Here is a 25,747-nt window from a genome sequence, read left to right on the forward strand (position 1 = left end):
TTTATAATCTTTCATTGAATCATCAGGCGCAGAGAACGACTGCACGGGCGGGATCTAAAGCAACCAATCCGGAAAGCAGCAAATCCATTTCGACCTGCAGGCGCGTTTTATCCACGTCACTGCGACCGGCTTTAGCGCGCAGCAGCTTGAGTCTGCGGGCTTTGACTTCAAACATTAGTTCCGGCGTCCACTGTTCGAGGGTCAGTTGCTTTGCATCGCTATCAAGTTCGCGCAGCAGATGCAGCGCCATTTCGTTTTTACCGTACTGTTCGCTTACCCGAGCCATCAGCAGTCGCATCAGCCACCGATCCCGGGAAGAGGTGTATCCCGGCTGGACGAGAAGCCAGTTAAGCGCAGCTTCTATGCCTTCGCTGTCCGCTTTCGCCAGCACTTCAGACTCCAGCGTCAGCACATCATCACTGCCAGCGGATACGGCTGATACCGGCTTATCATTCCATCCTGACATGTCATCAAGCACACTTTCGTTTATCCAGTTCATGGTGACCTCATCAGCGAAAGGTGTGCCGTCACTGAAAGCGAGTGCTTCCAGGCCCGGCAGACGCGCCAGCAAACCTTTAATGTCACGGCAGAGAATATCGGCACGCACGCTGTCATTATCCAGTTTCACCAGCGCCTGCCAGGCATACCACTGCACATCCAGCCACAAGTGATTGACGCCCTGAGCCAGCAACGTGTCCGTATGTTCCAGCAATTCAGACCAGCTTTTCTGCAGATACAGACGTTTGAGGTGCGCCTTGTTATCGGGTTTAGGCGGGACCAGACGAGTGCGCCCGGAGGCATCCAGCGGCGGAAGTTCAGTGAGCGTATCCCAGCGAACGCTTTTCAGCAGATGATGTCCGGCCAGCCACCCTCCCGGCAGGGAGCGCAGGTATTTCGCCAGCACCTTAGCCTGATCGAGTAAATCACGTCCCGACGTGACAGCATTCATCACTGGCGCAGAAGAGTCTGACACCGTTATTGCACCCTCTTCCCGACTGGTCTGTGGCACCAGACTGTTGGCACCGCCGTTCTGTACCAGACGATTGTCCAGAGCCTGATACAACCCCCCAAGCTCCGGACGGGCATCTTCATCAAACAGTTGAAAAGACTGTTCCGCCAGAAGCAGCCCGCCTGTAATGCGCTGCATAACAGACATGTCCACTTCCGGGTATAAAGACAGGCTGTCAGTCACGCGACTGCTGCCAAGCCACTCCAGGGCAGTTTTACGGCTCCTTTCACGACGTGGATGCAGCCTGGAACCGAACCGCTCAAGCATTGCCGCCAGAAGTTCAATCCCCTGTGCAAAACCGGATTCACCGTCCTGATGCAGGCGCGCCCAGACATAGAAGGTGATAACGCGCAGATCTTTGCAGGTACCGGTCAGCAACTTTTCCGTCAGCTCGCAAATCAGTCCCGTATCAATACCGGAAAGTTTGTTGACCTCTTCGCGAATGCGCTGAAAATCGTCGTCATAGCCCGGATCTTCGCCGGTTGGCTCATTGTCGCTAATCGGCTCCAGCCAGCGCGCCCACTGAGTGCTGTGTGACCGCGCACTTGTCAGCAAAGTCTGCTCATCAGCACCGCAGGCATAAAGTACGCTTTGTAATGTCGCCATTATTCCATTCCCTCCATGGCTGAATTCCCGGCTCTGTCCAGAGTCTGCAAGGTCGCAGAGGCATCCACACTGAATATCTGCTCTGGCAGACTGAAGTTACGCAACGTCAGCAGTGCCAGCGGTCCTTTTCCGAGTTGTGAGCGCAGCACCCACTGCAGCGTTTTTCCGTCTGGCGCGGTAAAGCTCAGCATCCACTGGCTGCGATCAAGCTGCTGGCGTTTACCCTGCTTCAGCCAGCGAATAAAGCCCCAGGTGCCGCCGTAAATCAGAACAGTGCGGTTGCCTTCAAGCCACTGCTGGCTTTGCAAGCCGGGCAGCAGTTGATCGATAGCGGTTTCGTCACCGGTGATTAAGAGGAGGCGAACTTTGCGGCGCCAGAAAAGGCCGTAGCGGCGGCGGAGATGGGAACAAAACTGACGGATCCCGTATTTATCAACACTGCCTGATTTTTTCTCGACACCCCGTGACACAGCGCTGTTTTTTGCCGATATCAGGGCTTTTGCCTTTAGATATTCCCGACCTCCGGCGATCCGGCTGGAAAAAAGAACAATCAGGAGCCATGTCAGGATCCCCACTGTGATCAGTATATCGGTGACCACCAATATATTTTGATGGGCAGAATCTGGTGTTATCCACATCCAATCAGGATGGAATTTTAGCACCAGATAAATGCCCGATCCCAGCATGAGAACCACCAGGCAAATGAGCCAGAACTGGAATTTGGTACTATTGAATAATTCTTTAATTCGCTTCACTGCGACTTACTCCTGGAAGGCGGGGTAACAACAAAATCAGACAAACGAAAAGTACTGTGGATTAAACTGGTCAGGATAAGAATTATTTGAAGATCGGATTAATAACGATAAACCACGGTCTGCGGACCTTCTTCCATATAACGACGCACAAACTCCCAGTGCGAATATAGCTGCTCTCTGCTGCTAGCGGATACCGCCAGTGTGAAGGTTTTCAGAACAGTTTTACGGTCTTCCGCTAATACGTGGCCCCGGATATCGTAATATTTCCGTTTAAATTTACACTGAACATAGCATCCTGTAGTAAAAAAAACCTCACTCCAGCGCACGCTATAAACCTCACCATCAACGCTGAATACATGCATTAGCTGATGTTTACGGTCAAAACGTACCGGGTAATGTGTCCAGCGAAAACACTCGACTCGCATCAATTTAAGCATTCCCCATGCAAGTAGAAATGAAATAATCACCATAATTACCCCAAAGCTCCAAAAGAATGTATCACGTGCTCTTCCGGTCATAAGATCCTGAAACATCGTCAGAGAATAGCCACATACCCCCTAGGAAAAAAACAAAAAAACATCAGGGTTGGAACAGTAAGAAAACCCTTAACAGAATAATATTTATCGACAATTTCAGCATAATTAGAACTTAGATGAACAACAGCAGCATCATCCATTACTCGCCGCCCCTAAAGGTCTATTTCTTCATTCTGAAGTAGTTGATGCTTCCGCTCATCATCTACGAGTTCAATATCAGGAAAACGATACTTAATATAATTTATCATTAATCCATCATAATCCATATCACACACCTACCTGTATTATTCAGGAAAACTTTATCCTATTTACTGTAGCGTAAATCCAGCTTTGCTTTTATACACTCATAGGCCATCTTTTGGCGGGCATAGCGTGCTTCATAGACATCCCGTTTTTCATTAGCCAGCACATAGCGCCACAGGTGTTTCGGGTTGTTCGCTGCGCTGACATCAATGGGGTCATCGTGCTCAGGCTGGCAGGCATCCAGCACCTCCTGAGGCCACTGCGGTATTTTACTGGTGCGCATGGCGATATAGCGAGAAAAGCTGGCGAGGAGATCCAGTGGAAACATCACCGGCAGAAAGATCCATTCCAGACGGGAGTTCATTTTCATCAGATACTGCAACCCGAAAATATACCCTTCCTTCTTTTTTTCTACCGGAGGGCATAGCGTGACAAGCTCTGAAAGCTCCTGTACGCAATCTTCTTCCATATAGCAACGGATAAACTCCCAGTACTCACCCAGCAACTTTTTGCCTGCCGTTAAAGAAACCGCCAGGCTAAAGGTGTCAATCACCGTTTCCCCATCTTCTGCAAGAATATGTCCGTCGATACCCCATTCGCTGGTTCTTCCCAGAGACTTAGCCGGGGTAAATAAAATATCCTTCCAGGGTACACTGAGTATTTCTCCGCTGACTTTATAGACATATACCATCTGATTTCTTCGGTTAAATCGAATCGGGTAATGAGTTTTCCTGAACCATTCCTTAATTAACAAACGGATTAAAAAAAATTCGATCGCAGCTGTGAATGCTAACGCAATAAAACCTCCTATCAATGGAAAATTCCTATTGCCATATACGGTTTCAATAGTTGCATATCCAAAACCATACGCGACCATAACAAAAATTGAAAATGACAAAACAAATATCAATGAGCTAGACACACCAGTCCCAGAATAATATTTACAGACGGTTTCCAGATTGGTTGAGTTCATCCTGATAACAGAGGCTTCGTCATTGATGGTATTGACTCTGCGTCGTTTTCCCTGATAAAAACGGCCATTTTTTTCTTGATCCGTTAAGGGGCGGTTCAATTTATGGGCTGTGTACAGCCCCGTATAATTCATCATGCTGCAGCACCTCCCTGTTGCATCAGTTTATTAAAGGAATCCATTTCTGCTGTCTCCGACATGATTTCTGGAATGTCTTTATCATCAACCGGGATTTGACGCCACCACATGGCCGCCAGCCACTTTTGTATCTCATCCTTCTCTTTTGATGCCAAGAAGATCGCCGCTCCAAAGACAAGAGCCAGGCACACAATTATCCCCAGAGGACCCAAAGTCAGCCATCCTATCGCCGTAACCCAGAGAATACCTCCTCCAATAGCAGAGACAAAATATGCCACACCCATACTGTAATTATGCTTTAAGAATAACTCATCGGCTGCATGGTATAGACCTCGACCTTTCGTGTAGGAGACGTTTTGTTGTTCATTTGATACTCCTTCCTACTGCTTTTTCGGTTCGAGTTTACGATCACATTGCATAACTTCCTGTGGTACCTGAGAAACGTCAAAAGAAAGCTCTGTGACGTGGTCGCCGTGAGCCGAGTCATACAGCACACCGGAAATGTACGGCCTGTCCGGGATACCGTCAAATCTGACGCCGAAGTCCTCGTCTCGCCGCGCATGGCTGTGCATCGCCGCCCCCCCCTGAATGACGCGCACCGGCTGCTGTATTTTAATACCGTAGCCCTGGTCAGCCGGCGCCTGCAGCGTCAGTGAACCGGCCTTCATCAGCATCATCTCTTTGCTGATGGCATGGTCTGCACTGGTGAATTCAATACGGTAGCGGAACGGCGTGCTCAGGGCTTCATCGCCTTCAAACGCCAGAACATCGGGCTCTGACTCACAGCCTTTTACTGACAGCAGATGGTGGTTATGGCTGAATCTTATCGGGAGATTACTGCTCATGCGCTCACTCCTTGTGTGCGGTCAAACTCCAGCCCAATCCCCTCTTCTTCACTCCAGGTAAGGCGTAATGACTGCGGTTTTTGTTTTGCGGCCATGTGGGTCAGCAACTGCCGGGGCTGTTGATTGTGCAGTATCGTCATTCTTCTTCATCCATATTATGGCTGTCCACACTGAATATCTGCTCCGGCAGACTGAAGTTCCGCAACGTCAGCAGTGCCAGCGGTCCTTTACCGAGTTGTGAGCGCAGCACCCACTGCAGAGTTCTTCCGTCTGGCGCGGTAAAGCTCAGCATCCACTGGCTGCGATCAAGCTGCTGGCGTTTACCCTGCTCCAGCCAGCGAATAAAGCCCCAGGTGCCGCCGTAATCCCCGAACAGCCGCGCACCGGCGCTGGTCGACGTCCAGGTCAGCATCGTTCCCGGCTTCCAGGTTTCGCCCGGCCAGCGGAAAGACTGCCAGTCGGCCATCTGGTTAAAGTAATGCAACTTCTGTCCGTCAATCGTTAACTGGGTTTCCACCACCTGCGCTGCCGGGCGGGCCTGTAGCTCAAAACTTATCCCCTGGCTGCCGTCAGTAAACAGAATGTCCGACAGTTGACTCAGTTGATTCACCGCCCGCAGAAAAGCCGGATTAAATATCAGCCCCTGGCTGTGTGCAGTGTCCGGTACCCACTGACTCCCCTCTTTGTGCAGTACGCCATTGAGCTCGGTGGTCAGGAACCGGTCGATACGACCACTGTCTTTACGGATAAACTCGGCCAGCATCGGCAGGGAAGCGTCACTCTTGCTCGCCGCAAACGGGAAACGCCCCTCAAAGGCCGTGTGCCAGTTCGCCACCACTGAGCGGTTCCAGCGGTCATTCAGACTGGCGGCTGACGGTTGCAACACCGTCTCCCAGGCCTGAGTCAGCGGCTGAACAAACATCGTGTTGCCGAAACCACTCCACTCCTCCCCGAGGCTTGCCGCCACCAGGCTGCCGTACTGTTGCGTGTCGGTCAGGTCCACACTCTTGCCCTGGAAAACCGTCTGCGCAAGCGTCTGCATCATCTCCTGCGGATCAGATGCACTCGCCACCTGCTGTAGACGCAAACGTACACGTGTAATACGGGTCAGATAAGTTTGCAGGCTCAGCGTGTTGTCAGCAGACATCACATTGCTGGCTTTGTTTTTTCCCATCAGTGTCAGTAAAGGTCCGAAGGTGTCATCCAGCGGTCCCTGCGGGCCTGTGGCCGACTGGTCAATCACCGGTTTATTCTTCCCGGCGACCAGGTCTTTCGCCGACTTAATAATGGAGTCAGAAAGGCCCTCCGTCTGTTGCCCGGCCTGTCCCTGCCAGGCGATGGTGTTCATCAGGGCAATCAGCGGCGACTGACGCACATCGCTCATCAGCGTCAGCTGGTCGGTCACATCGGCGATGTTGTGCGCCGGGTTAAGTCGCAGGCTGTTGAGGAAGTTGAGCCAGCTTCCGGCAAAATCAATGAAATAGCGCTGGGTCAGACGCGCTTTCAGCGCTTCCGGGGATAGCTCCGCAGACACTGCCTTGTGGTTGTCACTCAGCACCCAGTCTATTTCATCCCGGCGAGTATTGGCCGCATTCTCAATGGCCTGCTCAATACCGCCTTCCCATGCCTGACGGGTGAACATCCCTGGAACCACCTCATCGGTGGTAAACAGACGTCGGGCATCGGTACCATTGGCCATGTCTTCCAGTGAGACATCCGCAAAGTTGCGCCGTACCGATTTGAGCATATTTTCATACAGCGTCCCTTCTGCATTGCGTCGGCCAATCTGCTGCAACAGCACCTGACGGCTCTGACTGACCAGAGAAGCATCCGGTGTGATTTTCCACTGCGGCTGATTGGGCAGTTCGGAAATGTAGAACGCCCACAGGTCTGGCGACAGGCTCTGCCACAGGCCCGTTGAAATGCCCCTGTGCGTCGGCTGTACGGTTTTCATGGTCTGCGCGTAAAACTCGCCGTCGGCTTTATCAGGACGGGCCATCATCAGCCAGGCTTTAAGCTGGTCATAGCCCGGTTTCGCCAGTTGCGCACGCCTGTCGCTGTTGGGGACGGAATTTGCCAGCACGGTGAGCGTCTGCATCAGGGAGATATTCGCCGGATCACGGATCAGGTGATTGTTCGCGACGCCATACCACGGGAGCATCGCATTAAGTAGCTGCTGATTATGGTCAAGACCAAAGCGCTGATACCAGGGGGCCCCCTCCTGAACATGGTGTTGCAAACGACCCGCGTCGTTTCGCAGTTCATGTAATGCCGTCAGCTGAAAATCAGAAACGGAAGGATGTTCCACCAGGTTGCGGGCTTTTCCCGCAACAGATGAAATCTGTCCATAGTTCATGGCAAAGGAGAGTATCAGCCCCACCATCCAGACACCGATGATGGTCATCAGCGTCCAGGCGAGCGTCTGCTCCCAGGGCAGCCCGACACGGCGGCCGCGCACGCGGGTACAGTCGCCAACGACGCCATCCCAGGTCACCGGCAGGATCAGAGCATGACGCCGCGATCCAGGGATATTATTCTCAACATCAGCGTAAGCAACGGCGTTTTCAGGCGATGGACTTCCCGTCAGGCTGAACATCAGGCCACGCAGCGGAATACGTTGCTGGGAGGCTGACAACCATGGCACCAGTTGCTGAGCCCAGCGGCTGATACCGCCCTCTTTCAGGTGCTGACCCAGACGTAACAGAAAGTCGTGACGGTTATTCTCAATGACCTGACTGACACCCTGCGCCCGCAACTCCGGTAGCATCCGCTCAAGCTGGCGGGTAATATCCTCTTCTTTTGCACGCAGCGGGAAGCCTGCCCCGACAGCCTGCTCAGGGCGCTTCGTCTGCGACCAGTCGCTGTCGCACAGTTTCCACAGCCAGACCGGGGCGCAATAGCGCAACAGTTCACTGATTTTCTCCAGCCCCCGCAGGTCGCTGTCGCTGATTTGCGGCGTGAGCGTCTGCCCTTCCGCAATGACCCGGACAATCCCATCCAGCGGGCGACCACGACGCAGTTTGCGCAGCGCGGCGTATTTTTCCTTATCGGGCTCAGCAGTCAGACTGCCGCCGTAAATCAGAACAGTGCGGTTGCCTTCAAGCCACTGCTGGCTTTGCAGGCCGGGGAGCAGTTGATCGATAGCGGTTTCGTCGCCGGTGATTAAGAGGAGGCGAACTTTACGGCGCCAGAAGAGCGAGTAACGTCTCCTGAGATGCTTGCTCAGTGCTGAAAAATCATATTGATCCGACGTCCTTTCTTCATTGTGATTGTTTTCACCATCAGGCGTAACGGGAGAGGGATTTTGTTGCCTAGACAACGTAAAAAATACCAAGGTGCATAATGTGGCGGTCAGGATTATGAAACCTGCCAGCACATACCAGAAATTATCGTCACCACTACCGGAGGGTAACTGCGTTGTCTGTGCAAAAACAAAGAGTATCATCAGCAGGACTGCCACGATGAGTAGTCCAGCTCCCAGTGGCTTTGAAACCTTTTTCATGCCGGTTATTCCTTTCCGGAGTGTCGTGCAGCCCTGATAAATTCCGGGCGCTGAAGACGGGCTGTAATTCGTCTCAGTAAAATAGCCAGCCCGGGCAATGTCACTATCAATGAAAGCAGAAGAAGAGCGATCCCTGACCAGGAGAACGCCGTTGAAGGGAAATAGCGGATCATCAGGTTGTACAGCCCGGCATTGAGCAGCAATGCCATCAGAACAGACCCTCCGGGGAAGGGGGGCTGAATAACGGAATGATCATGCCCGACTGCGGGTGCGGCGTTTCCGAGCGTAACGGCCCAGGCATCATCTTCACCTTCGAGAAGAAGCCACTGGCTGGCGGGGCCGTAAGCAGCCATCTCAGCCGCAGCGCCAATCATTGCCCAGCCAGCAAGACCGCCATACCGCACACTGGCGGTGTCATAGTCAATGACACCGCCAGTGCCAATGCTATCGTACAGAGGAACCAACAGATCATTCAGCACCCTGCTCACTGACTGCCGTGGCGCATCTGACAGTCCACTGTGCCAGACAAGGTGTTTCTTGCTGGCAGGCGTGAGGGCTATATCCCGTAATTCACAGAGTTCCGTTGCAAGCATACGGGTGTTGAGCGGCATAGCCCGGAAAAACCGTAACGCATTTTTTTGTTCACCCGGATTTAACATTGACGGATGCATCAAGAACAATGCAGTGGCAAATTCTGGCAGAACATCATCGGGCTGACGATAGTGCATCGCCAGGATCAGTACAGGTCGGTTTGTTGACCCCACAAACTGATTCCAGTCGTCAAGGGATGAGCCTGCGTCCTGAAAATGAATTTCGACTTTCCAGGGTGGGGAACCTGCTGACCAGATACGATGGAATGACTGAGATTCACGGTCTTTGTCGATGCCGTTGGTCTGAACAATAATCTGGAGCGAGCCCGAAGGATATCGTCGACGAATCGAAGGCGTTATCTGAGCAATGAGATGACGAAGTAGCTGCTCAAAACGTGAAATCCCGGGCGTAAGGGGGGCGTCCGGCAACAGCGTTAAAGGCGGAGTGTCTGCGCTATCCCCTTCCTGTATATGTGCAAGGCGAGACAGCAATCCCGTATCTGCAGCGATGAAAACATGGCTGAGAATGACGAGATGTTGGTGTGCGCGTAAGCGCCACTTCAGACGCGTGTTCCGGCACCACTCATTCCAGTTCCAGACACGAATTGCCAGCGTTTCCCACCAGAAGGTGTAGACCGCGATGGCTGCAGAAATGCCCGCAAATGTCCGGATTGTCAGTAGCAGCCAGGCCCCACTGCTCAATGAAGGTAACCCTGTCGTCGGCGTTTTCAGTACAGCAACAAGCAGCCCAATGAAAAGTCCGAGAATAATAATCAACAGGCAAACCCACGGTGACCAGACCGGTGCCTGTTCTTTTTCAGGCACCTCCGGCAGAGACCATCCCATCAGCCAACCTCCATGTCCTGCATACTTGCGATTACGCGCGCCCCGCACTGTGTTTTACAGTTATGCAAAACGATCCCTCGCCCGTTTTCTTCATACGCAGAAACATCGCACTCAATAATTTTATTTGTGCCATGTTCTGGACAACTGACAGTATCATTCAAAAGAGCGACATTTTTACCGGATATATCGAAACTGGATGAGGCTGAAATAACTTTACCGCCATGTGAAGTGGCGTCACCTAAAACAACAACGTTTTTCCCCACTTGCCATTCCCTTCTTTATAATTAAATATTTTATTTAACTTTATAAAGCACTCTAAACATTAAAATCAGCATGAAATATATTTATGCCTTATTTACAGTTCTGTAAGCCGGTAGCTTACTTTGCGCTTTATTAAATTCATCAATGATCGTGTCTCGGCTAATTAAATCAGGTTCAGGCACTTTGTCGGGCATTCCACTGAATAGATAAGGATCCTCACCCTGTACCCAGTCCGCTTTTCGCCGTAAATCGGCCATAAATGCCTTATCCCAGGTTGCATCGCAATATCCAATAGGTAAATCATATGCCACTACCTGAGACATGAAATCAGCACGCATCGGAAGAGTACTATGATCCGTGGGCTGGGAAACATAGGTTCTTAGGCGCAGATCCTTTTCTTCAAATGTCTCCTTACGGGTCACAGGCACCATTCGGGGCTCAGATTCGGTACCGAGATTTTTAAATCCAGTCACAATATCTTGGTTAGGATATAGATTGATGTAATTATCATAGGTATTGTCGTTTTTTTGTTTTTTATCCGGATTAATTTCCCCCCAACCATCAATCTGTCTGTCATCGTGTTCAGCTCCAACACGTGTACCATCAAATCCCGTCAACTCTATCGCTTTGATCGGTTCAGGTACCTTTTCGGCATTAATAAAAACCGTTTGCCATTCTGGTGGATCCGGATAGGTGAAACTACTGCTTTGATACTTGTCGCCTTTATCATCCCAGAAGGGTTTTCCATCCGGCAATTTTGCAAAAGGCGTTACGGGATTTGGGGCTTCGCCACATGGAGTACTCCGAGCCAGCATCCGCTGAAATAAATTTCCCTGATGTTTTTTCAGCAGAGGATGAGGTTGCCCCTGAGAGTCATTGGGTAATCCCTGCCAGCCAATTGAGCGTAGCGGACGTGACCCCATAACACGGTCATGAGGAGAAAAGTAGATATATGTACGCCCATGGTTATCTCGTTCGGCGAGACTGGTGCCGCTTTCACCAGCAAGAGTGACATCAGGTCGCCAGTTCTTTTTATCCGCCGTCTGACCTACGCAAAGCCCCTCATAGCCAAGTGATGACAGGTGATTTTTCCTGGAAGCAACCTTGTCAACGATCGCAGACAATGTGCTCTGCCGCCCTTCAGGAGAAATGCACTCCTCTGCCGGAAGCGAGGCGCCATTAAGATCGTTATGATCTAACGCATAGGGGGAGTTAAGTACAAATAATGCATCAGGTGCATTCTTAGCTATCGCTACTGCAGCCATTGCCACCATCGTTCCCTGACTGTGAGAAATAATGGTAACTGTATCTTTGGGATATTTGTTACGAATACTGTCGACAAGATCCGCAAGACGTTTTGCTGCATGAGCATAGTATTTTCGCGGTGGTGCGTTGGTTAAAAGACGATCTTTATCTTCATTGAGCCATTGAACTTTAAAAAAAAATGGTCCTTCATTAAATCCTTTCTCACTCCAGAGCGAGTGCAGATTATTTGTGCCATTCTGGAATGGTCCGCCGCCCCAAAAAAATGGGCCCTGAGCCAGAATATTTTCATGAGGCATACCTTGCCTTTTTAACTGATGATAATCAATCCCTTTCTTATTGGCTAAAGGTATATCATATTTATCTTCATTACCTTTAGCTGATGAATACCCCCAATAAAAGCGAATGACAGGGGACTTATCTTTGTCAACTTCAGGTAAGTCTCGGGATGCTAGAGGTTCAGAATTTATTTTATCGTCAGAAAGATACTTATTGACCACTAGTTTATAATCAGTCCCGCTTAACCCCAGTCTCTTATTCAGACCTTCGCAAAGTTTATCCTCCGCAATTGAAAACCATTCTCCTGTCGAGTTAACACCATGTACAAGTATAATAATACCAGGCAAATGCGGAGGTAAATCACACCCACCTCTGATTTGGCAATTTTTATGTGAGGGGAATGAGCACCAGGAAGGATTCCCATTATCATCAAACTCACATTCGAGTTCCCGTGTGGGTTCAGAATTATTGTTCATTTTTCACCACTTCCTTTTTGCCACTTGACACTAATGTATATGTAATAGTTTTAGCCTCAATATTTTTATCACATGAATATTTAGCATCAATACTTTTCGCTAGAAGTTTCGGAAATTCAATCCTCTTACTATAAACCTCATCCTCAATCCTGATCCGAATCTCTGACAATTCATTTGCCATCAAATTACTTTCCTCATGAGTTTTCGGCGGTGTTAATGTTCTGATATAGTCGAATATATGAAATCTTGGGCCATACTCATTTGCATAAGGCATTTTTTTTCTTATCAATTCTTCTTTTACTAGCTTATAATATTTTTCCTGCCAGTCGTCATAAACACTAATTAAATCACCGTCAGAATACCTTAACTTATTCACTGAATAAAGATCGCGAAGACCTGTAGGGTGAGAATACGCACTCTCTGTCTGAGACTCATCTTTTAAATAAACCCCATCATTCGCCACCACCACTTTAAGCTGGCTAAAACGTTCTGGTGTGCTGTACTCCTCAGCTATGATTTTATATATAAAGGTTTTCCCATAATCGGCTGAAAAGAAGAAAAATACAGGACAACCTCGTTCTGACCTTCCGCTACCGCAATATTGCCGGGTAGATGCGCCGGGGAATGCCAGATAACCGTTATCCGCCCCATTAATAATAGAGCCCTGATAAGCTGCTAAATTATTCCCCCGACGATATGAGAAATCATAAAAATCGCTATCCCATCCCAAGGGGGTTTTTATTCCCCGTTGCGTGTCATTGTAATAGACCTGCCCACCCTTATCACAGGATATATAATTCTCTAACGTCAGGTATCGATTTTTATCTATGCGATAAATAATTTGAGCCGGAGCATCCGTTTCAACTTTTCGTGACTCTTCAACCTTTTGAGAGCCACTCATTCCTCCCAACCCTACCCCAAAACTGGCCCCCATTGATACACCGGCTAAGAACTGAAGCCCTTTATAAATGGCATACAGGAGCACCCCGACAATGGCTATAATTGTGAGGACTTTCCTGTCTGACTGATTCCATCTCATCTTAATTCGCCTTAACTAAGCTAATAATCATGTTGTCGATAACATCAGAAGAATTGAGTGATGTTGATCCAGAAGCATCTGTAATACCGGAAACAACAGAACCATTTGGCATAGTGATTTTATACGCTTTACCGGGTATAGGTTCTTTTGTTAGCGCATTTCTGATAACAAATTTCTCATCAAACGTTGATGGCTCAAACGACTTCATCACCCCCTGCATACTGCCAGAGCCCGCTTTCTTTATACCCGTATTCTTGATAAGCAATTTGCCCGGACCACCTATCTCAACATTTCCGCCGTTGATTTTGATATAGCCACCGCCACATATCAGCGTCAGCTCATCCTGTGCCGTAACAACCAGTTTCCTGCCACTCGATATATGCGTGTCCTGTGTGGACCAGGTCGTGATATTCCCGCCCTGAGCCTGAATATCAATATCGTTTTGCGAGCTGAACAGTTTGGCGCCTTCACGGCTGTACAGGCTGAGTCGCTTACCCGCCGCCAGCGTGAAGTCTTTCTGCACACCGACATCCAGTTGTCTGCCTGCCGTCAGCGTCAGATTGTCGCCGGCAGATAGCTGCATATCTTCACCACTCACCAGTGCCATCCCTTTCGGTGCACTGCCCAGGATGACCTCTTCATGCAGCTGTTCGATTTTCTGCTTCAGCAGTTTTTGCTGGCGGCTGACATCAGCGGCCAGCGCCTGGGCCTGCTGAGCGCTGGCGGCAAGAGATTCCATTTCCACTAATGCTGCAGAAAGCCGTGCGAGCGCCGGCTCCATCTCCAGCACCTGACCCTGCGCCTTTGCCTGCCCGTCAGCGCTGATAAATATCCCTTTCTGCGCCCGTATCGCGCCCCAGCTGTCGGTTCTGAGCTCAAAGCCCTCACCGCGCTGTTGTTTTTCGGCATCGACTAAATGACCAAGATTGAGCTGGCTCTTGCCGCCGTACTCCGTGCTGACTTTGATATGCTCTTTGCCGCGCTCATCATCAAGGCGAATTTTGTTGTTCGCCGGCGTGCGCAGGACGTTACGTTTGTAGTTGCGGATGGTGACGTGGTCGCCATGAGCCGAGTCATGCAGCACGCCGGAAATGTACGGCCTGTCCGGGTTACCGTCCTCAAAGCCAATCGCCACTTCGGTGCCCGCCAGCAGCGGCAGGTGCAGACCGTAGGTGTCCCCGGCATACGGGCGGGACTGACGCACCCACAGGCTCTCAAACCCGGTCTCCCAGTTGTCGCGGTCAAACAGCATGTTGACGCGGTAGCGACCGTCTTTATCAATATGCCCGTAGGTGTCATTTTCGGTGGTACTGGTGACGCGGGCCGGTAAGGTCCCGGCCATCACCGGGCGTGAGCCAGGTTCAGGACGGAAGCCAAAATCCGAGCTGTCCGGGATACCGTCAAACCTGACGCCGAAGTCCTCGTCTCGCCGCGCATGGCTGTGCATCGCCGTCACCACCACACCCTGACTGAACACCTCTGCCACTTCATACCCGCCGGTGACTTTCAGTACCTGCCCCGGGGAAAGCGTCGGACAACTGGTGACAGCCCGGGTCTGCGTCTGGGCATTCAGGTAACGCTCATGACGAATGCGGGCATAAAACGCCCCGGTCTCCGGGGACGGATTGCGGTCGTATGTGCTGCCCGGCGTCAGGTAGTTGTCAGCATAGTGATACGCATCACCGTAGGTGGTGGTGTCCCCGCGGGTCGCATCGACCTGCGTGTTCATGTCTTCTGTGGCCTGGCGGTAGTTGTAGTCGCGGGTACTGACCTGTTTTTGCACCACGTGGTGATGGCTCTCCATCCCCCACACCGAGTCCACGCCTTCTGAATGCTGGCCTGATGGCGGGACCGATGGCAGCGTCAGGCCTTTCTCGTACCCCTGCTGGCTGTCGTAAAACTCCACCACGTCGATGTTCAGGCGCGTGTCAGTGGTAAAGCGGAACCAGATGCCGACCTCACCCAGCAGACGGGTGATAAAGTGCAGGTCGTCCTCACCGTACTGCATGACCTGTTCCCGGCGCGGGTACTCTCTGGTCAGTGTGAACAGGAAATCCTGGCCGCGCATGTTGTGGCGCTCGCGCAGAATTTTTTCCACAATTTGCGGGACAGACATATCCTGGTAAATGGCGTTCTGGCGAGAACGTTCGAGCAGCGCCAGGCGCGGCTGAAGCGTCAGGGCGTAATGGGTTTCATCTTTAGAGGTGCTGAGACGTTCAAAGCCGCTCACCACCCCCTGAATGACGCGCACCGGCTGCTGTATTTTAATACCGTAGCCCTGGTCAGCCGGCGCCTGCAGCGTCAGTGAACCGGCCTTCATCAGCATCATCTCTTTGCTGATGGCATGGTCTGCACTGGTGAATTCAATACGGTAGCGGAACGGCGTGCTCAGGGCTTCATCGCCTTCAAACGCCAGAACATCGGGCTCTGACTCACAGCCTTTTACTGACAGCAGATGGTGGTTATGGCTGAATCTTATCGGGAGATTACTGCTCATGCGCTCACTCCTTGTGTGCGGTCAAACTCCAGCCCAATCCCCTCTTCTTCACTCCAGGTAAGGCGTAATGACTGCGGTTTTTGTTTTGCGGCCATGTGGGTCAGCAACTGCTGGCTCAGCACCGGTAAAATCTGCTGGTTAAGCAGGCTGTCGACATTACGAGCCCCAGTATCCGGCAACAGGCAAGCAGCGGTCAACGCATCGTACAAATTCTCGTCGATATGCGTGTTCAAGCCATAGTGGCGCTTCAGACGCTGACTGACCTGGCCGAGTTTCATCTCGACAATGGTGCGCATCGCAATCTCACTCAGCGGTCGGTAAATCACTGTCTGGAAACGCGCCAACAAGGCAGGCTGGAAGTGGTCGCGCAGAACAGGACGCAGCAGTTCCTGTACATCGCTTTCAGTCGCACCCGGTAGCTCATCCAGCAACTGCATCAGAGGGTCACTGCCGAGGTTCGACGTCATCAGAATAACCGTGTTACGGAAGTCGATTTCACGCCCTTCGCCGTCGCGCATAAAACCGCGGTCGAAAACCTGATAGAACAGGTTCATCACATCACGGTGGGCTTTTTCCACCTCATCGAGCAACACCACGCTGTACGGGCGCTTACGCACCGCTTCGGTCAGAATACCGCCCTGCCCGTAGCCGACGTAACCCGGAGGCGAACCCTTCAGCTGGGAAACCGTGTGCGGCTCCTGGTATTCCGACAGGTTGATGGTAATAAGGGATTTTTCGCCGCCGTACAGCACATCTGCGAGCGCCAGTGCGGTCTCAGTTTTGCCGACGCCGCTCGGGCCGACCAGCAGGAATACACCCTGCGGGCCGTTCTCAGATGTCAGGCCGGTTTTGGCCGCACGCAGACGCTGAGCGATGGCAGTGAGGGAAAGATCCTGCCCTACGACGCGGCTGCCGATTTCATTTTCGAGCGTCAGCAGTTCAGCCTGTTCGTCTTTCATCAGGGAAGACAATGGCACGCCGGTCCAGTCCGCAATCACGTTGGCGACCGTGCGGGTGTCGACATCCACCTGCACCAGCACATCCCCCTGCTGTTCCTGCTCCAGTTGCTGTTGAAGCGCAAGCATTTCAGCCTGATTGCTGATGTCCTGACGACTGACTAATAACTGTTGCGCCAGCGTTTGTTCTTTGCTGAAGCGACTTTCCTGCTCCTGAAGTCGGTTTTCCAGTTCCGTACGCTGCTGCTCTATAACACTCAGACGATCGCCATGCCGGTTGCAACCGGCCGCAATATCCTCCAGCAGCGCCTGCTCTTCAAATTCCAGCGCCGTCAGACGGGCTTTCAGGCGCACAATGGCTTCAGGGACTGTATCAAGGCTCATGCGCACGCGAGCGGCTGCTGTGTCCAGCAGGTCAACCGCTTTGTCCGGCAACTGACGTCCCGTCAGATAGCGACGCGACAGCGTGACGGCGGCTCGGACCGCGTCGTCGGTAATGTGTACGTTATGGTGTTCTGCATAGCGGGATTTCAGGCCACGCAGCATCAGACACGCAGTGTCGTCGTCCGGCTCATCGACTTTCACCATCTGGAAGCGGCGCTCCAGTGCCGCATCACGCTCAAAGTACTGCTTGTATTCGCTCCAGGTGGTGGCGGCAATAGTACGCAACTCACCACGCGCCAGAGCCGGTTTCAGCAGGTTGGCTGCATCAGCGCCACCGGCCTGATTACCGGCCCCGATGATGGTGTGCGCTTCGTCAATAAACAGCAGAATAGGCACCGGTGACTGCTGTACGGCATCGATGACGTTTTTAAGACGCTGTTCAAATTCCCCCTTCACGCCCGCCCCCGCCTGCAACAGACCAAGGTCGAGGGTCCGCAGGATAACCGGTTTGAGCGATGTCGGCACATTCCCTTCGGCAATGCGCAGCGCCAGGCCTTCCACCAGCGCGGTTTTACCGACACCCGGGTCACCGACCAGGATCGGGTTGTTCTTACGACGACGCGAGAGAATATCCACCATCTGGCGAATTTCCGTATCACGGCCAAACACCGGATCGATTTTGCCTTCCTTCGCTTTGGCGGTGACATCGAGGGTGAATTTGTCCAGCGCGTTCTGCAAGGCCGGATTGAGTTCGCCTTCTTTCAGATCTGCCCCAACCGGGCGACCAGCAAATTCCACCTCGCCGCCGTGGCTCTGCGCCAGTTCGGCTTCAAGCTGCACGTCCGGGCGTTCGTCTGATTGTGCATCCAGCAGCGGACGCAGACGTTCCATCTGGCTTTGCCCCAGCGTCAGCAGCGGCCACAGGCCATCGCAACGAACCAGTTTGGGTTTATCAACCAGCGCCATCAACAAATGGATGCTGCGGATGTGTTCTTCCCCGGCCAGTGATGCCAGCAGCCAGGCTTCCTGCAGCAGTGTCTGGATACTTGCCGAGAGTTGCGGGCGGCTACGTACCGAACGGGGCTGTTTCTCCAGCCAGCCGAGCAAATCCTGCCATAGCGCATCCATATCCCATTCGTAACGGCGCGCCAGTACGGTGAGGTCGCCTTCGCCCTGCTCCAGCAGCTTCAGCAGCCAGTGCTCCGGCAGAATTTCTGCATGGGCGCGAATCTGACAGAGCGAAGCCGCCCCTTCCATCGCACGGGCACAGTAAGGGTTCAGACGTCGCAGCAGGATGGCTGGATTTTCCATGACTCTCTCTCTTTGTCGGTTCCTGGACACGCTACCGCCCCTCGCTGTTTCCCGTTAAGGGGACCAAAGCGCATACGGTCAGGCAGGCAGATTGTGGGTTTCTTTGCTGAAAGCCCGCTCGCTGCAGACATTCAGCAAAGAAGAAAAAGCGGGCAGAATGGGCTGCCCGTCAGGCTGTTACTCTAAATAGTTCGTGCCGTAGCAAGGCGGCAAGCGAGTGCAGCCCCGGGAGCTTACATAAGTAAGTGACCGGGGTGCATGAACGCCGCCAACGCCGCTACAGCGCGAAATATGACGAGTAACTTACGCGGTGGCGCGCTCATTCCATGAATCGGAATGAATGATGTTGCCGTCTTTGTAGGTCCAGGTGATTTTCTCGTAACGCAACTCAATGGCTTCGAGGTGGTTGTGCTTCTCGTAAGAAGGATCCTTGATGTCGTGCATCACCGGATTCACTTTCACCACTTTCACGTTTTCAAGTTTGGTGTTGAAGTACTCCACTTCCTGGCCCGCGTCGTTGATCTTGTACCACTTGAATTCCGCAGATTTCAGGGTCTGGCCAGTAGTCACCGCTTTGTACAGGTACGGGCTGGAGGAGTCGATTTCCTTGGTAAACAAGAACGGCGTGTGAATACGGGTGCCAGTCAGCTTGCCGGTATTGTTGTCGGTCGGGATATACAGGTTATGCTCCTGTGCCACCACTTCGATGCTGCCTTCACGATCCTGAACGTCCACAGACCCTTTGATGTCCGCGCCGCCGTCGTCCTTCAGCCAAAGATAAACAGGAATTGCCATGGAATTACTCTCCATTTAATTGTGATGCGCCATCATCCTGCGATGGCGCCGGGTGTTTGCCTGGTATCCGGCAGGCATTGGCCTGCGGGACCAGACTGATTTCGACACGGCGGTTGAGCGTGCGCCCTTCCGGTGTGTCATTAGTTGCGACAGGACGGCTTGCGCCATAACCCTGGACCGCAAAACAGCTTTCCGGCACGTCACCGGTGTCACGCATCCAGTCGCGTACCGCTTCGGCACGTTTCTGTGAAAGCGTCTGGTTCAGTTGTGGGTTGCCGGTATTGTCAGTGTGTCCGGCGACGACGATCAGCCAGCCCGGTTTGGCTTTGATGCCCACCAGGGAGTTAATCAGCATTTTGGTGGAGCCTGCCTTCAGTACGAACTTGCCGGAGTCGAACAGCGACATACTGTCGAGGCGCACAATTTTCGGTGCAGGTTTGGGCTTCGGCTGAGGTTTGGGCGGCGGCGGCGGAACGTAAGAGCGGATAGCATCCAGCACCGTAAGGCGCAGGCGTTCACCCTGATACAACCCCAGCCCCATCCGGGCCGGTACACCATTACGAGTCCAGTCATCCAGTTGTGCGGCATCCTCACGCAGAACCGCGACGGCGTCGGCTTTCAGACCGTAATCATCCATCGGGATACGGTAATAACGAGCAATATCGAAGCTCACGCGGTGCAGCAATTGACGATTGTTCCAGCCGCTGCTGAGCAGCGCCGCGATGGCGGCCAGGGTAAAGATCCCGAGCGCACAGCGCCAGGTTCGCCCCCGCGGGGTTAAGCCCCGTCCTTCCGGCAACAAAGGCAGAACGAAATCCGGAAACGGCGCTATCACCGTACTGTCAGTACCTACCGGTTGCCAGCCAGCCACATGCTGCATAGCGGTGTGACGGGACAACCACGCGGTCCACGCCGAAGACGCCAGGCTACCCGCAAGAATAGGTCCCATCCCCCACAGCACCGCCGTGGGCGCAATGGCTGGAACATCAGGATTCTCATCCATAAAAACCGCTTTGACATGCTGATGAAACCAGCTCATCAGGCTGTTCATCAGCACTTGCTGTTGCATCGCAGGTGCTCCGCCAGTGGTGACCCACGCGGCAATCGAACAGGGCGCGGTAGATTCACGCCAGACCCTCACGCCTTCGCCAGGGATCGCCGCTTGCCAGAGCATGTCACTTGTCATCGCACTGCCGACCTGACCATTCAGAACCAGTGGCACAGAATGCCCGGTCTCCTTACGCAACTGGCTTATTTGCCAACGCAGAGCCAGCAGACGACTGGTCAACGCTTCGCTGTCAGCGTGTTTCTGCGGACAGACACTGACCATCACCGACAACTGTCGGCCCCAGTCCGGTCGCAGCCAAAGTACCTGGCGGGCAACCTGCTCCAGATCCTGAAAATCCTCTACACGGATCCAGCAGCCCTGCGTGACAGTCAGCACCTGTGAAAGATGCGGCCAGGTCAGCGGCAGATCGCCACAGACCAGTACGACAGGCTGGTGGTATGTGGCTTCCGGGAGGTCATCCAGGCGCAGCGTAATATCGTGTTCAGCACGACGGCTCGCGACGTACCAGAGTGCGGCAATAAGCCCCAGAGCAGCCAGCAAAACGAGAACAGAAACCAGACGGGAAACGGGCAGAAAGCTCAGGCTGACCACCGTACTTAGCAGAGCGGCCCACAACGCAAGTCCACGCTGTTGTGCAGGACTCATTTCACGGCTCCCGGCAACAGCGTCAGAAGCATCTGATCGAGCCAGTGACTCAGCCCCCACCACAAGGCCGCGACCACAATCACACTCAGGCCAATACGCACAGGCCACGACGACAGCCAGTCGCCTATCCCTGACCCGGAACGACTTTCCGCCAGAACAGGATGGTTTTGTGGATAGCTGAAGGGCCTGACATGCTCATTGAGTGCGCTGACGAGTTTCTGGCGCTCAGGATCATTTAATGAGCGGAAACTGCCGAGGAATCCCAGCATCATTATTCGCTGGAAGCAGGTCACAACGACATGCTCGGGTGCCGTTTCGCGCAGCACATCGCGCATCCGGTCACATAAAGTGTCACCGGCATCCATCGTGCCCAGAAAATGTCCCTGCAGGGGAATGTCATACCACTGCACACAGGCGTCGTCGTCTACACCGCGACCTTTGACTGCTTCATCAAGCAGCGCACACTGCGCGGTGAGAATATGCTGGCAACTGATCTCATCGAGTTCGCTCGCTTTTAGCTCACGCTGCACTCGCTCGACATCGGCGATACAACGCTCCCACAGCTTACGCCCTTCCCCATCCTGGAATTTTGGGCCGTGACGCAGGCTGATCACCTGTAGCCAGGTGTCCTGTAACAGGGCATCAATATCAATGGACGCGGCGGTGCCGCGTTTACGCTCACTCATGTTCTCAGTACCGCAAAGAGTTCAAGTTCAGGCTCGCCGAGCATCCCCGGAACGTAAAACATACAGGTGCCGCTCTGGAGCATTTCTGTGGCCAGAGGATGAGAGACATCAAGGCTGAAATACTGGTTTTCCAGGCGCAACGGAATGGCAGCCGGGACATGGCGCAACGGCATCAGTGGAACCCCCACCCGGGAAGAGTTAACAATGCTCCGGACATGATCCGGGCTGCCCACTTTGCACTGGCGTGGGAACTGCTCCTGCAATTGCGCCACCGGCATCGGTGAGCGCACGGAGAGGTAGTAATCAGCCCCTTCGCGCAGACGTGGATCATGCAGACGGGCCTGCCAGAAGTGGAGACGTGCGTCATAGTCCAGCTCAAGCGAGACCACCCGCGATGGCAGACTGGCTTCAAGCAGATCGCCCAGTAAGTCAAACAGCGGCGGGAAAACGGTATTCAGTTGTTCATGCTGCCAGACCGGAATGGCACTCACCTGATGTTCCAGCGAGAACGTCAGCAAGCTACCCGCCAGACGAGCGAGTTCCGGATACAGACGTTCAGGCGGACTTTGCGGATTGCGCTGAAACTGTCCCAGCACAGGCTCTGCACTGTTCAGGGCATTGAGCAGCCAGAACAGGGACACATCGGCCACCGCAAAATCAGCCATCCGCTCGTTACTTTCACGACGCATGGCCATCAGGCGGCTCAGACGAGCACGCAATTGCATCATCAGTTGTTCCAGTTGTGTCACCAGCCAGCGGCTGCCCTGAATGGTCAGCAGCGGAGGAAGAAACGTCTCATCAAGTTCCCAGGTCCCCTGAGAGTCCTGCTGCAGACGAGCGACCGGACAGGTCAGGTAATCGCTGTTGTTCTGATGAGCAAACCTCAGCGTCAGTTCCGGTTGCATTACGGCGATCTGCCGTGTGTCTTCCCCAAAAGTGTTGCGGATATCCCGCCAGCGCTGGCGAAAACGTACCGGGCGCTCAGCCACTTCATCGGGTTTCAGGCAATTGCCGCCGTTCGCCCGCAGCAACGGGAGTGCCAACTCCACCACCACGTCATGCGATTCGCTCTCAAGCGACAGCGCCGGAGGCAGGGCGTCAGCATTGTCTGTATCGATAAGCGTTCCGTCCGGGAAACGGATGTGCAGATGACGTGCCTGCAGGCGACCCAGCTTCAGCGCATCCGGTTCAAAAGTGGCATTAATCATTCCCCAGGGATGAGCCAGGCCCAGGCGGGCGATGCATTCCACTGACCAGGCCGCATACGCGGCCTGTTGCTGGAAGTGTTGGGGAGAGACCATCTGGCCCCTGCCCCATAACGGTTGTTCCGTTTTCATCGGCTTCCTGCCTTAGGTTACGATTTCGCCTTCGGCATCTGGGAAACCAGTGACAGGTTGACGTCCATACCTTCCACCTGGAAGTGCGGGATGGCGTACAGCTTCACGCGGAAGAAGCCCGGGTTATCTTCGATATCCTCAACCACAACTTTGGCATCACGCAGTGGATGTGACGCCTGCAGTTCGTCACCCGGATCGGTCATCTCAGTGACCAGGCTACGTACCCAGGTGTTGAGTTCCAGCTCCAGCAGACGACGGTCCTTGGTGGTACCGATATTTTCTCGCTGGATCAACTTCAGGTAGTGGGCAATACGTGACAACAGGAAGATATAGGGCAGGCGCGCATTGATGCGGCTGTTTGCCGTCGCATCTGCGGTATCGTACAGCGCCGGTTTCTGAGTCGAGTTTGCGCTGAAGAAACACGCATAATCGCGGTTCTTGTAGTAGCTGAGAGGAATGAATCCCAGGTTGGCGAATTCAAATTCGCGGGTTTCCGGAATCATCACCTCACTCGGGATTTTCACCTGATTACCGGTACCGAGATCGTACAGATGGATTGGCAGATCCTGAACCGCACCACCGGCCTGCGGGCCACGGATCTGTACGCACCATCCGTTGTTGATGAAACTGCGCACCATATTGGCGGCAAAAGCAAAGGAGGCGTTGGTCCACAGGTATTTGTTGTGATCCGGGCCTTTGACTTCTTCCACGTAGTTGAAGCTACGTACCGGTACAGTATCCGGGCCATAAGGCAGACGTCCCAGTACACGCGGCATCACCAGTCCGATGTAACGTGAGTCATCAGTATCGCGGAAAGATTTCCATTTGATGTACTCAGCGCGGTCAAAGTAGTTGCCGATATCTTTAATCGCCGCGACTTCCTCCATCGAGTCTTTAAGGAAGAATTTCGGGCCAGCGGAGCCGATAAACGGCATATGCGCAGCAGCGGACACTTTTGAAATATTACGCAGTAATGCGATGTCCTGCGCGGATGCATCAAACTCATAGGCAGAAATCAGTGCTGCAATTGGTTCTCCGCCGGGAGTGTCATACTCATCGATGTAGGTATGTTTATACAGTCCACTCTGAATAATTTCCGGGCTGTCTTCAAAGTCCTGCCGCAGATCCTCTTTGGACATATCCAGCAACTCAATTTTCACGTTCCTGCGAAAATCGGTTTTATCCACCAGCGACTTTAATCCCCGCCAGGTACTTTCCGTTCGCTGAAACTCTTCATGGTGCATCACCGCATCCAGCTGGCGGCTAATCTGGTAATCCAGTTCTGCAATATGGTGGTCGATCAGATTCTTGTCTAATTTCTCGACTTTTGAACCTGATTTTGTCAGACACTCCAGAAATACCTGCATCCCGGCAGTCAGACGTTCATCAGCAGTGGCATCGGACATCGCCTGCGAATCTTGCCAGATATCCAACGCGCTCAATTCAGAGACCGGATTCAGATTTATTTTTTCAAACAGAGACGCATAAACCCCACCGGCTAAAGGGCGTTCCAGTACAACGCTTTCGCCACCAGCAGTCTTTTCATTTTGTACAGACATGAGCATTCCTTGGTTAATCCGTTATTTCTTTGTGATGGTTACGGCTGTTTTGGTGCCAGGGATGAGAGTTCGCTGCGCAGTTCTGCGCTTAACGCTGGGTCCAGCAGAATTTTTTCCAGCTCCTTTCGGAAGGTCTGGTTATCCAGCAGATTGGCTTTTAAATCACGAAGCAAATTACGCATAGAAAGCATTGCCTTCAGCTGTGGAATTTGTCTGGCAACCTGTTCCGGGGTGAAATCTTTCATACTCTGGAACGTCAGTTTAATATTGTCCTCGCTACCGTCATCGGCAAGCGTATTTTTAACGGTAAGATTCACTTTTGGGGAATATTCGGAAAGAATAGCGTCGAAATTATTTTTAGTAACATTCACTTTTTCGCGCTCGGATAACGGCGCAGACTCCTGACCATTACTGAAATCACCCGTAACCAGTAATTTCAACGGCAACTCAGTTTTCTTGCTCGCCCCACCGGTATGCAGATCAAGTTTTAAATTGATACGTGCCTTAGGCACCTCACTCTGAAAGCTGTCAGCCATAAGTTCATCCCTCTTTATATTGCTGTGTAGTATTTGTAGTACATGTCATTTTCATACGCATAATAGAGCAATATATGATCTTTGATCAAATTTACAGATCGAAGATCTATTTCCTAGTAAAAAATAAGAATTTTCTGCTGATTGTTAATAGATAATTACACTGCAAACCAGGATATTCTGCCTGCGGATTGCTTCAGCACTGGTAACATATTCCGAGGGAGTGAAAAACAATGGAATTTTTACAATGAAGAGAATCAATAATGATGGAAATCAATGAAAATAAAACAATACGTATTTTTTATGAAAAAGATTTTCCACTAAACAACAGAAAGTGTAAGGGCAACCGTTAATAAACAATAAATGACGTGGCGTAAAACTCAGGCCATAAAAGCAATCAATACCACAACCGCCAACAATCAAAATTCATAATGTTCTACCCGTCACTAACTCATAAAACGAAGCCACAATAGCAATCAGAAAATGCATCCGGAGTGCTGTAACTTCTGTTATTAAAACGGGTATCTATCGCCTCAGCGCGACGAAGTTCAACCGCTGGGGCGATTAAAGGGTGAAAATCAGTGGGTAATAAAAACGGGGCTTTATCGGCAAGAGAG

The 25,747-nt window shown here is 52.4% G+C and carries 18 protein-coding genes and 2 pseudogenes; all 20 read right to left on the reverse strand.

Features of this window, described 5'->3' with window-relative positions:
• Positions 1–22: 22 nt before the first annotated feature.
• Positions 23–1,615, reverse strand: a complete 1,593-nt coding sequence (gene tssA, locus OH663_RS20460; protein ID WP_200011971.1) for a type VI secretion system protein TssA — start codon at positions 1,613–1,615, stop codon at positions 23–25.
• Positions 1,615–1,878: pseudogene (locus OH663_RS20465) on the reverse strand (hypothetical protein); the annotation flags it as partial. The gene tssA and the pseudogene OH663_RS20465, both read right to left, overlap by 1 nt.
• A 590-nt stretch (positions 1,879–2,468) precedes the next feature.
• Positions 2,469–2,903, reverse strand: coding sequence for a DUF6708 domain-containing protein (locus OH663_RS20470; RefSeq protein WP_263525827.1), 435 nt, complete (start codon positions 2,901–2,903; stop codon positions 2,469–2,471).
• 307 nt (positions 2,904–3,210) lie between these two features.
• Positions 3,211–4,257 (reverse strand): DUF6708 domain-containing protein, encoded by a 1,047-nt coding sequence (locus OH663_RS20475; protein ID WP_200011973.1) that lies wholly within the window; start codon positions 4,255–4,257, stop codon positions 3,211–3,213.
• Entirely contained in the window at positions 4,254–4,541 is a 288-nt protein-coding gene (locus OH663_RS20480) for a hypothetical protein (protein WP_200011976.1), read from the reverse strand. Before OH663_RS20480 ends, OH663_RS20475 begins: the two co-directional genes overlap by 4 nt.
• Positions 4,542–4,838: 297 nt before the next feature.
• Positions 4,839–5,102 (reverse strand): annotated as a pseudogene (locus OH663_RS20485) (type VI secretion system tip protein VgrG); the annotation flags it as partial.
• Positions 5,099–5,242 (reverse strand): hypothetical protein, encoded by a 144-nt coding sequence (locus tag OH663_RS20490; RefSeq protein WP_200012095.1) that lies wholly within the window; start codon positions 5,240–5,242, stop codon positions 5,099–5,101. The gene OH663_RS20490 and the pseudogene OH663_RS20485, both read right to left, overlap by 4 nt.
• Positions 5,239–8,604 carry an ImcF-related family protein gene (locus tag OH663_RS20495; protein WP_200011979.1) on the reverse strand — a complete coding sequence of 1,122 codons (3,366 nt, stop codon included), beginning with the start codon at positions 8,602–8,604 and terminating at the stop codon, positions 5,239–5,241. Before OH663_RS20495 ends, OH663_RS20490 begins: the two co-directional genes overlap by 4 nt.
• 5 nt (positions 8,605–8,609) lie before the next feature.
• On the reverse strand, positions 8,610–10,040 hold the full coding sequence (locus tag OH663_RS20500) for a hypothetical protein (protein WP_200011982.1): 1,431 nt from the start codon (positions 10,038–10,040) through the stop codon (positions 8,610–8,612).
• Positions 10,040–10,303: a PAAR domain-containing protein gene (locus OH663_RS20505; protein WP_200011986.1), complete on the reverse strand. Its 264-nt coding sequence runs from the start codon at positions 10,301–10,303 to the stop codon at positions 10,040–10,042. Before OH663_RS20505 ends, OH663_RS20500 begins: the two co-directional genes overlap by 1 nt.
• Positions 10,304–10,384: 81 nt before the next feature.
• Complete coding sequence (locus tag OH663_RS20510; RefSeq protein WP_200011989.1) at positions 10,385–12,319, reverse strand: T6SS effector phospholipase Tle3 domain-containing protein; 1,935 nt, start codon at positions 12,317–12,319, stop codon at positions 10,385–10,387.
• The gene (locus OH663_RS20515; protein ID WP_200011994.1) at positions 12,309–13,358 is read right to left on the reverse strand and encodes a T6SS immunity protein Tli3 family protein; all 1,050 of its coding nucleotides are present in this window, start codon (positions 13,356–13,358) and stop codon (positions 12,309–12,311) included. Before OH663_RS20515 ends, OH663_RS20510 begins: the two co-directional genes overlap by 11 nt.
• Position 13,359: 1 nt before the next feature.
• Positions 13,360–15,855 carry a type VI secretion system Vgr family protein gene (locus OH663_RS20520; RefSeq protein ID WP_200011997.1) on the reverse strand — a complete coding sequence of 832 codons (2,496 nt, stop codon included), beginning with the start codon at positions 15,853–15,855 and terminating at the stop codon, positions 13,360–13,362.
• Positions 15,852–18,506, reverse strand: coding sequence for a type VI secretion system ATPase TssH (gene tssH / locus OH663_RS20525; protein WP_200012011.1), 2,655 nt, complete (start codon positions 18,504–18,506; stop codon positions 15,852–15,854). The genes OH663_RS20520 and tssH overlap by 4 nt, the downstream gene beginning before the upstream one ends.
• Positions 18,507–18,809: 303 nt before the next feature.
• Positions 18,810–19,301, reverse strand: coding sequence for a type VI secretion system effector Hcp (gene hcp / locus OH663_RS20530; RefSeq protein ID WP_045441440.1), 492 nt, complete (start codon positions 19,299–19,301; stop codon positions 18,810–18,812).
• Between the two features lie 4 nt (positions 19,302–19,305).
• Positions 19,306–21,015 (reverse strand): OmpA family protein, encoded by a 1,710-nt coding sequence (locus OH663_RS20535; RefSeq protein ID WP_048221707.1) that lies wholly within the window; start codon positions 21,013–21,015, stop codon positions 19,306–19,308.
• Positions 21,012–21,701, reverse strand: coding sequence for a type VI secretion system protein TssL, short form (gene tssL / locus OH663_RS20540; protein WP_200012021.1), 690 nt, complete (start codon positions 21,699–21,701; stop codon positions 21,012–21,014). The genes OH663_RS20535 and tssL overlap by 4 nt, the downstream gene beginning before the upstream one ends.
• Positions 21,698–23,038 (reverse strand): type VI secretion system baseplate subunit TssK, encoded by a 1,341-nt coding sequence (gene tssK / locus OH663_RS20545; RefSeq protein WP_045441435.1) that lies wholly within the window; start codon positions 23,036–23,038, stop codon positions 21,698–21,700. The genes tssL and tssK overlap by 4 nt, the downstream gene beginning before the upstream one ends.
• A 17-nt stretch (positions 23,039–23,055) precedes the next feature.
• The gene (tssC, locus tag OH663_RS20550; protein WP_045441434.1) at positions 23,056–24,603 is read right to left on the reverse strand and encodes a type VI secretion system contractile sheath large subunit; all 1,548 of its coding nucleotides are present in this window, start codon (positions 24,601–24,603) and stop codon (positions 23,056–23,058) included.
• A 32-nt stretch (positions 24,604–24,635) separates the two neighbouring features.
• Positions 24,636–25,133 (reverse strand): type VI secretion system contractile sheath small subunit, encoded by a 498-nt coding sequence (gene tssB / locus OH663_RS20555; protein WP_045441433.1) that lies wholly within the window; start codon positions 25,131–25,133, stop codon positions 24,636–24,638.
• Positions 25,134–25,747: the final 614 nt, after the last annotated feature.

The organism is Citrobacter sp. Marseille-Q5395, assembly GCF_947057495.1.
GTDB lineage: Bacteria > Pseudomonadota > Gammaproteobacteria > Enterobacterales > Enterobacteriaceae > Citrobacter > Citrobacter murliniae.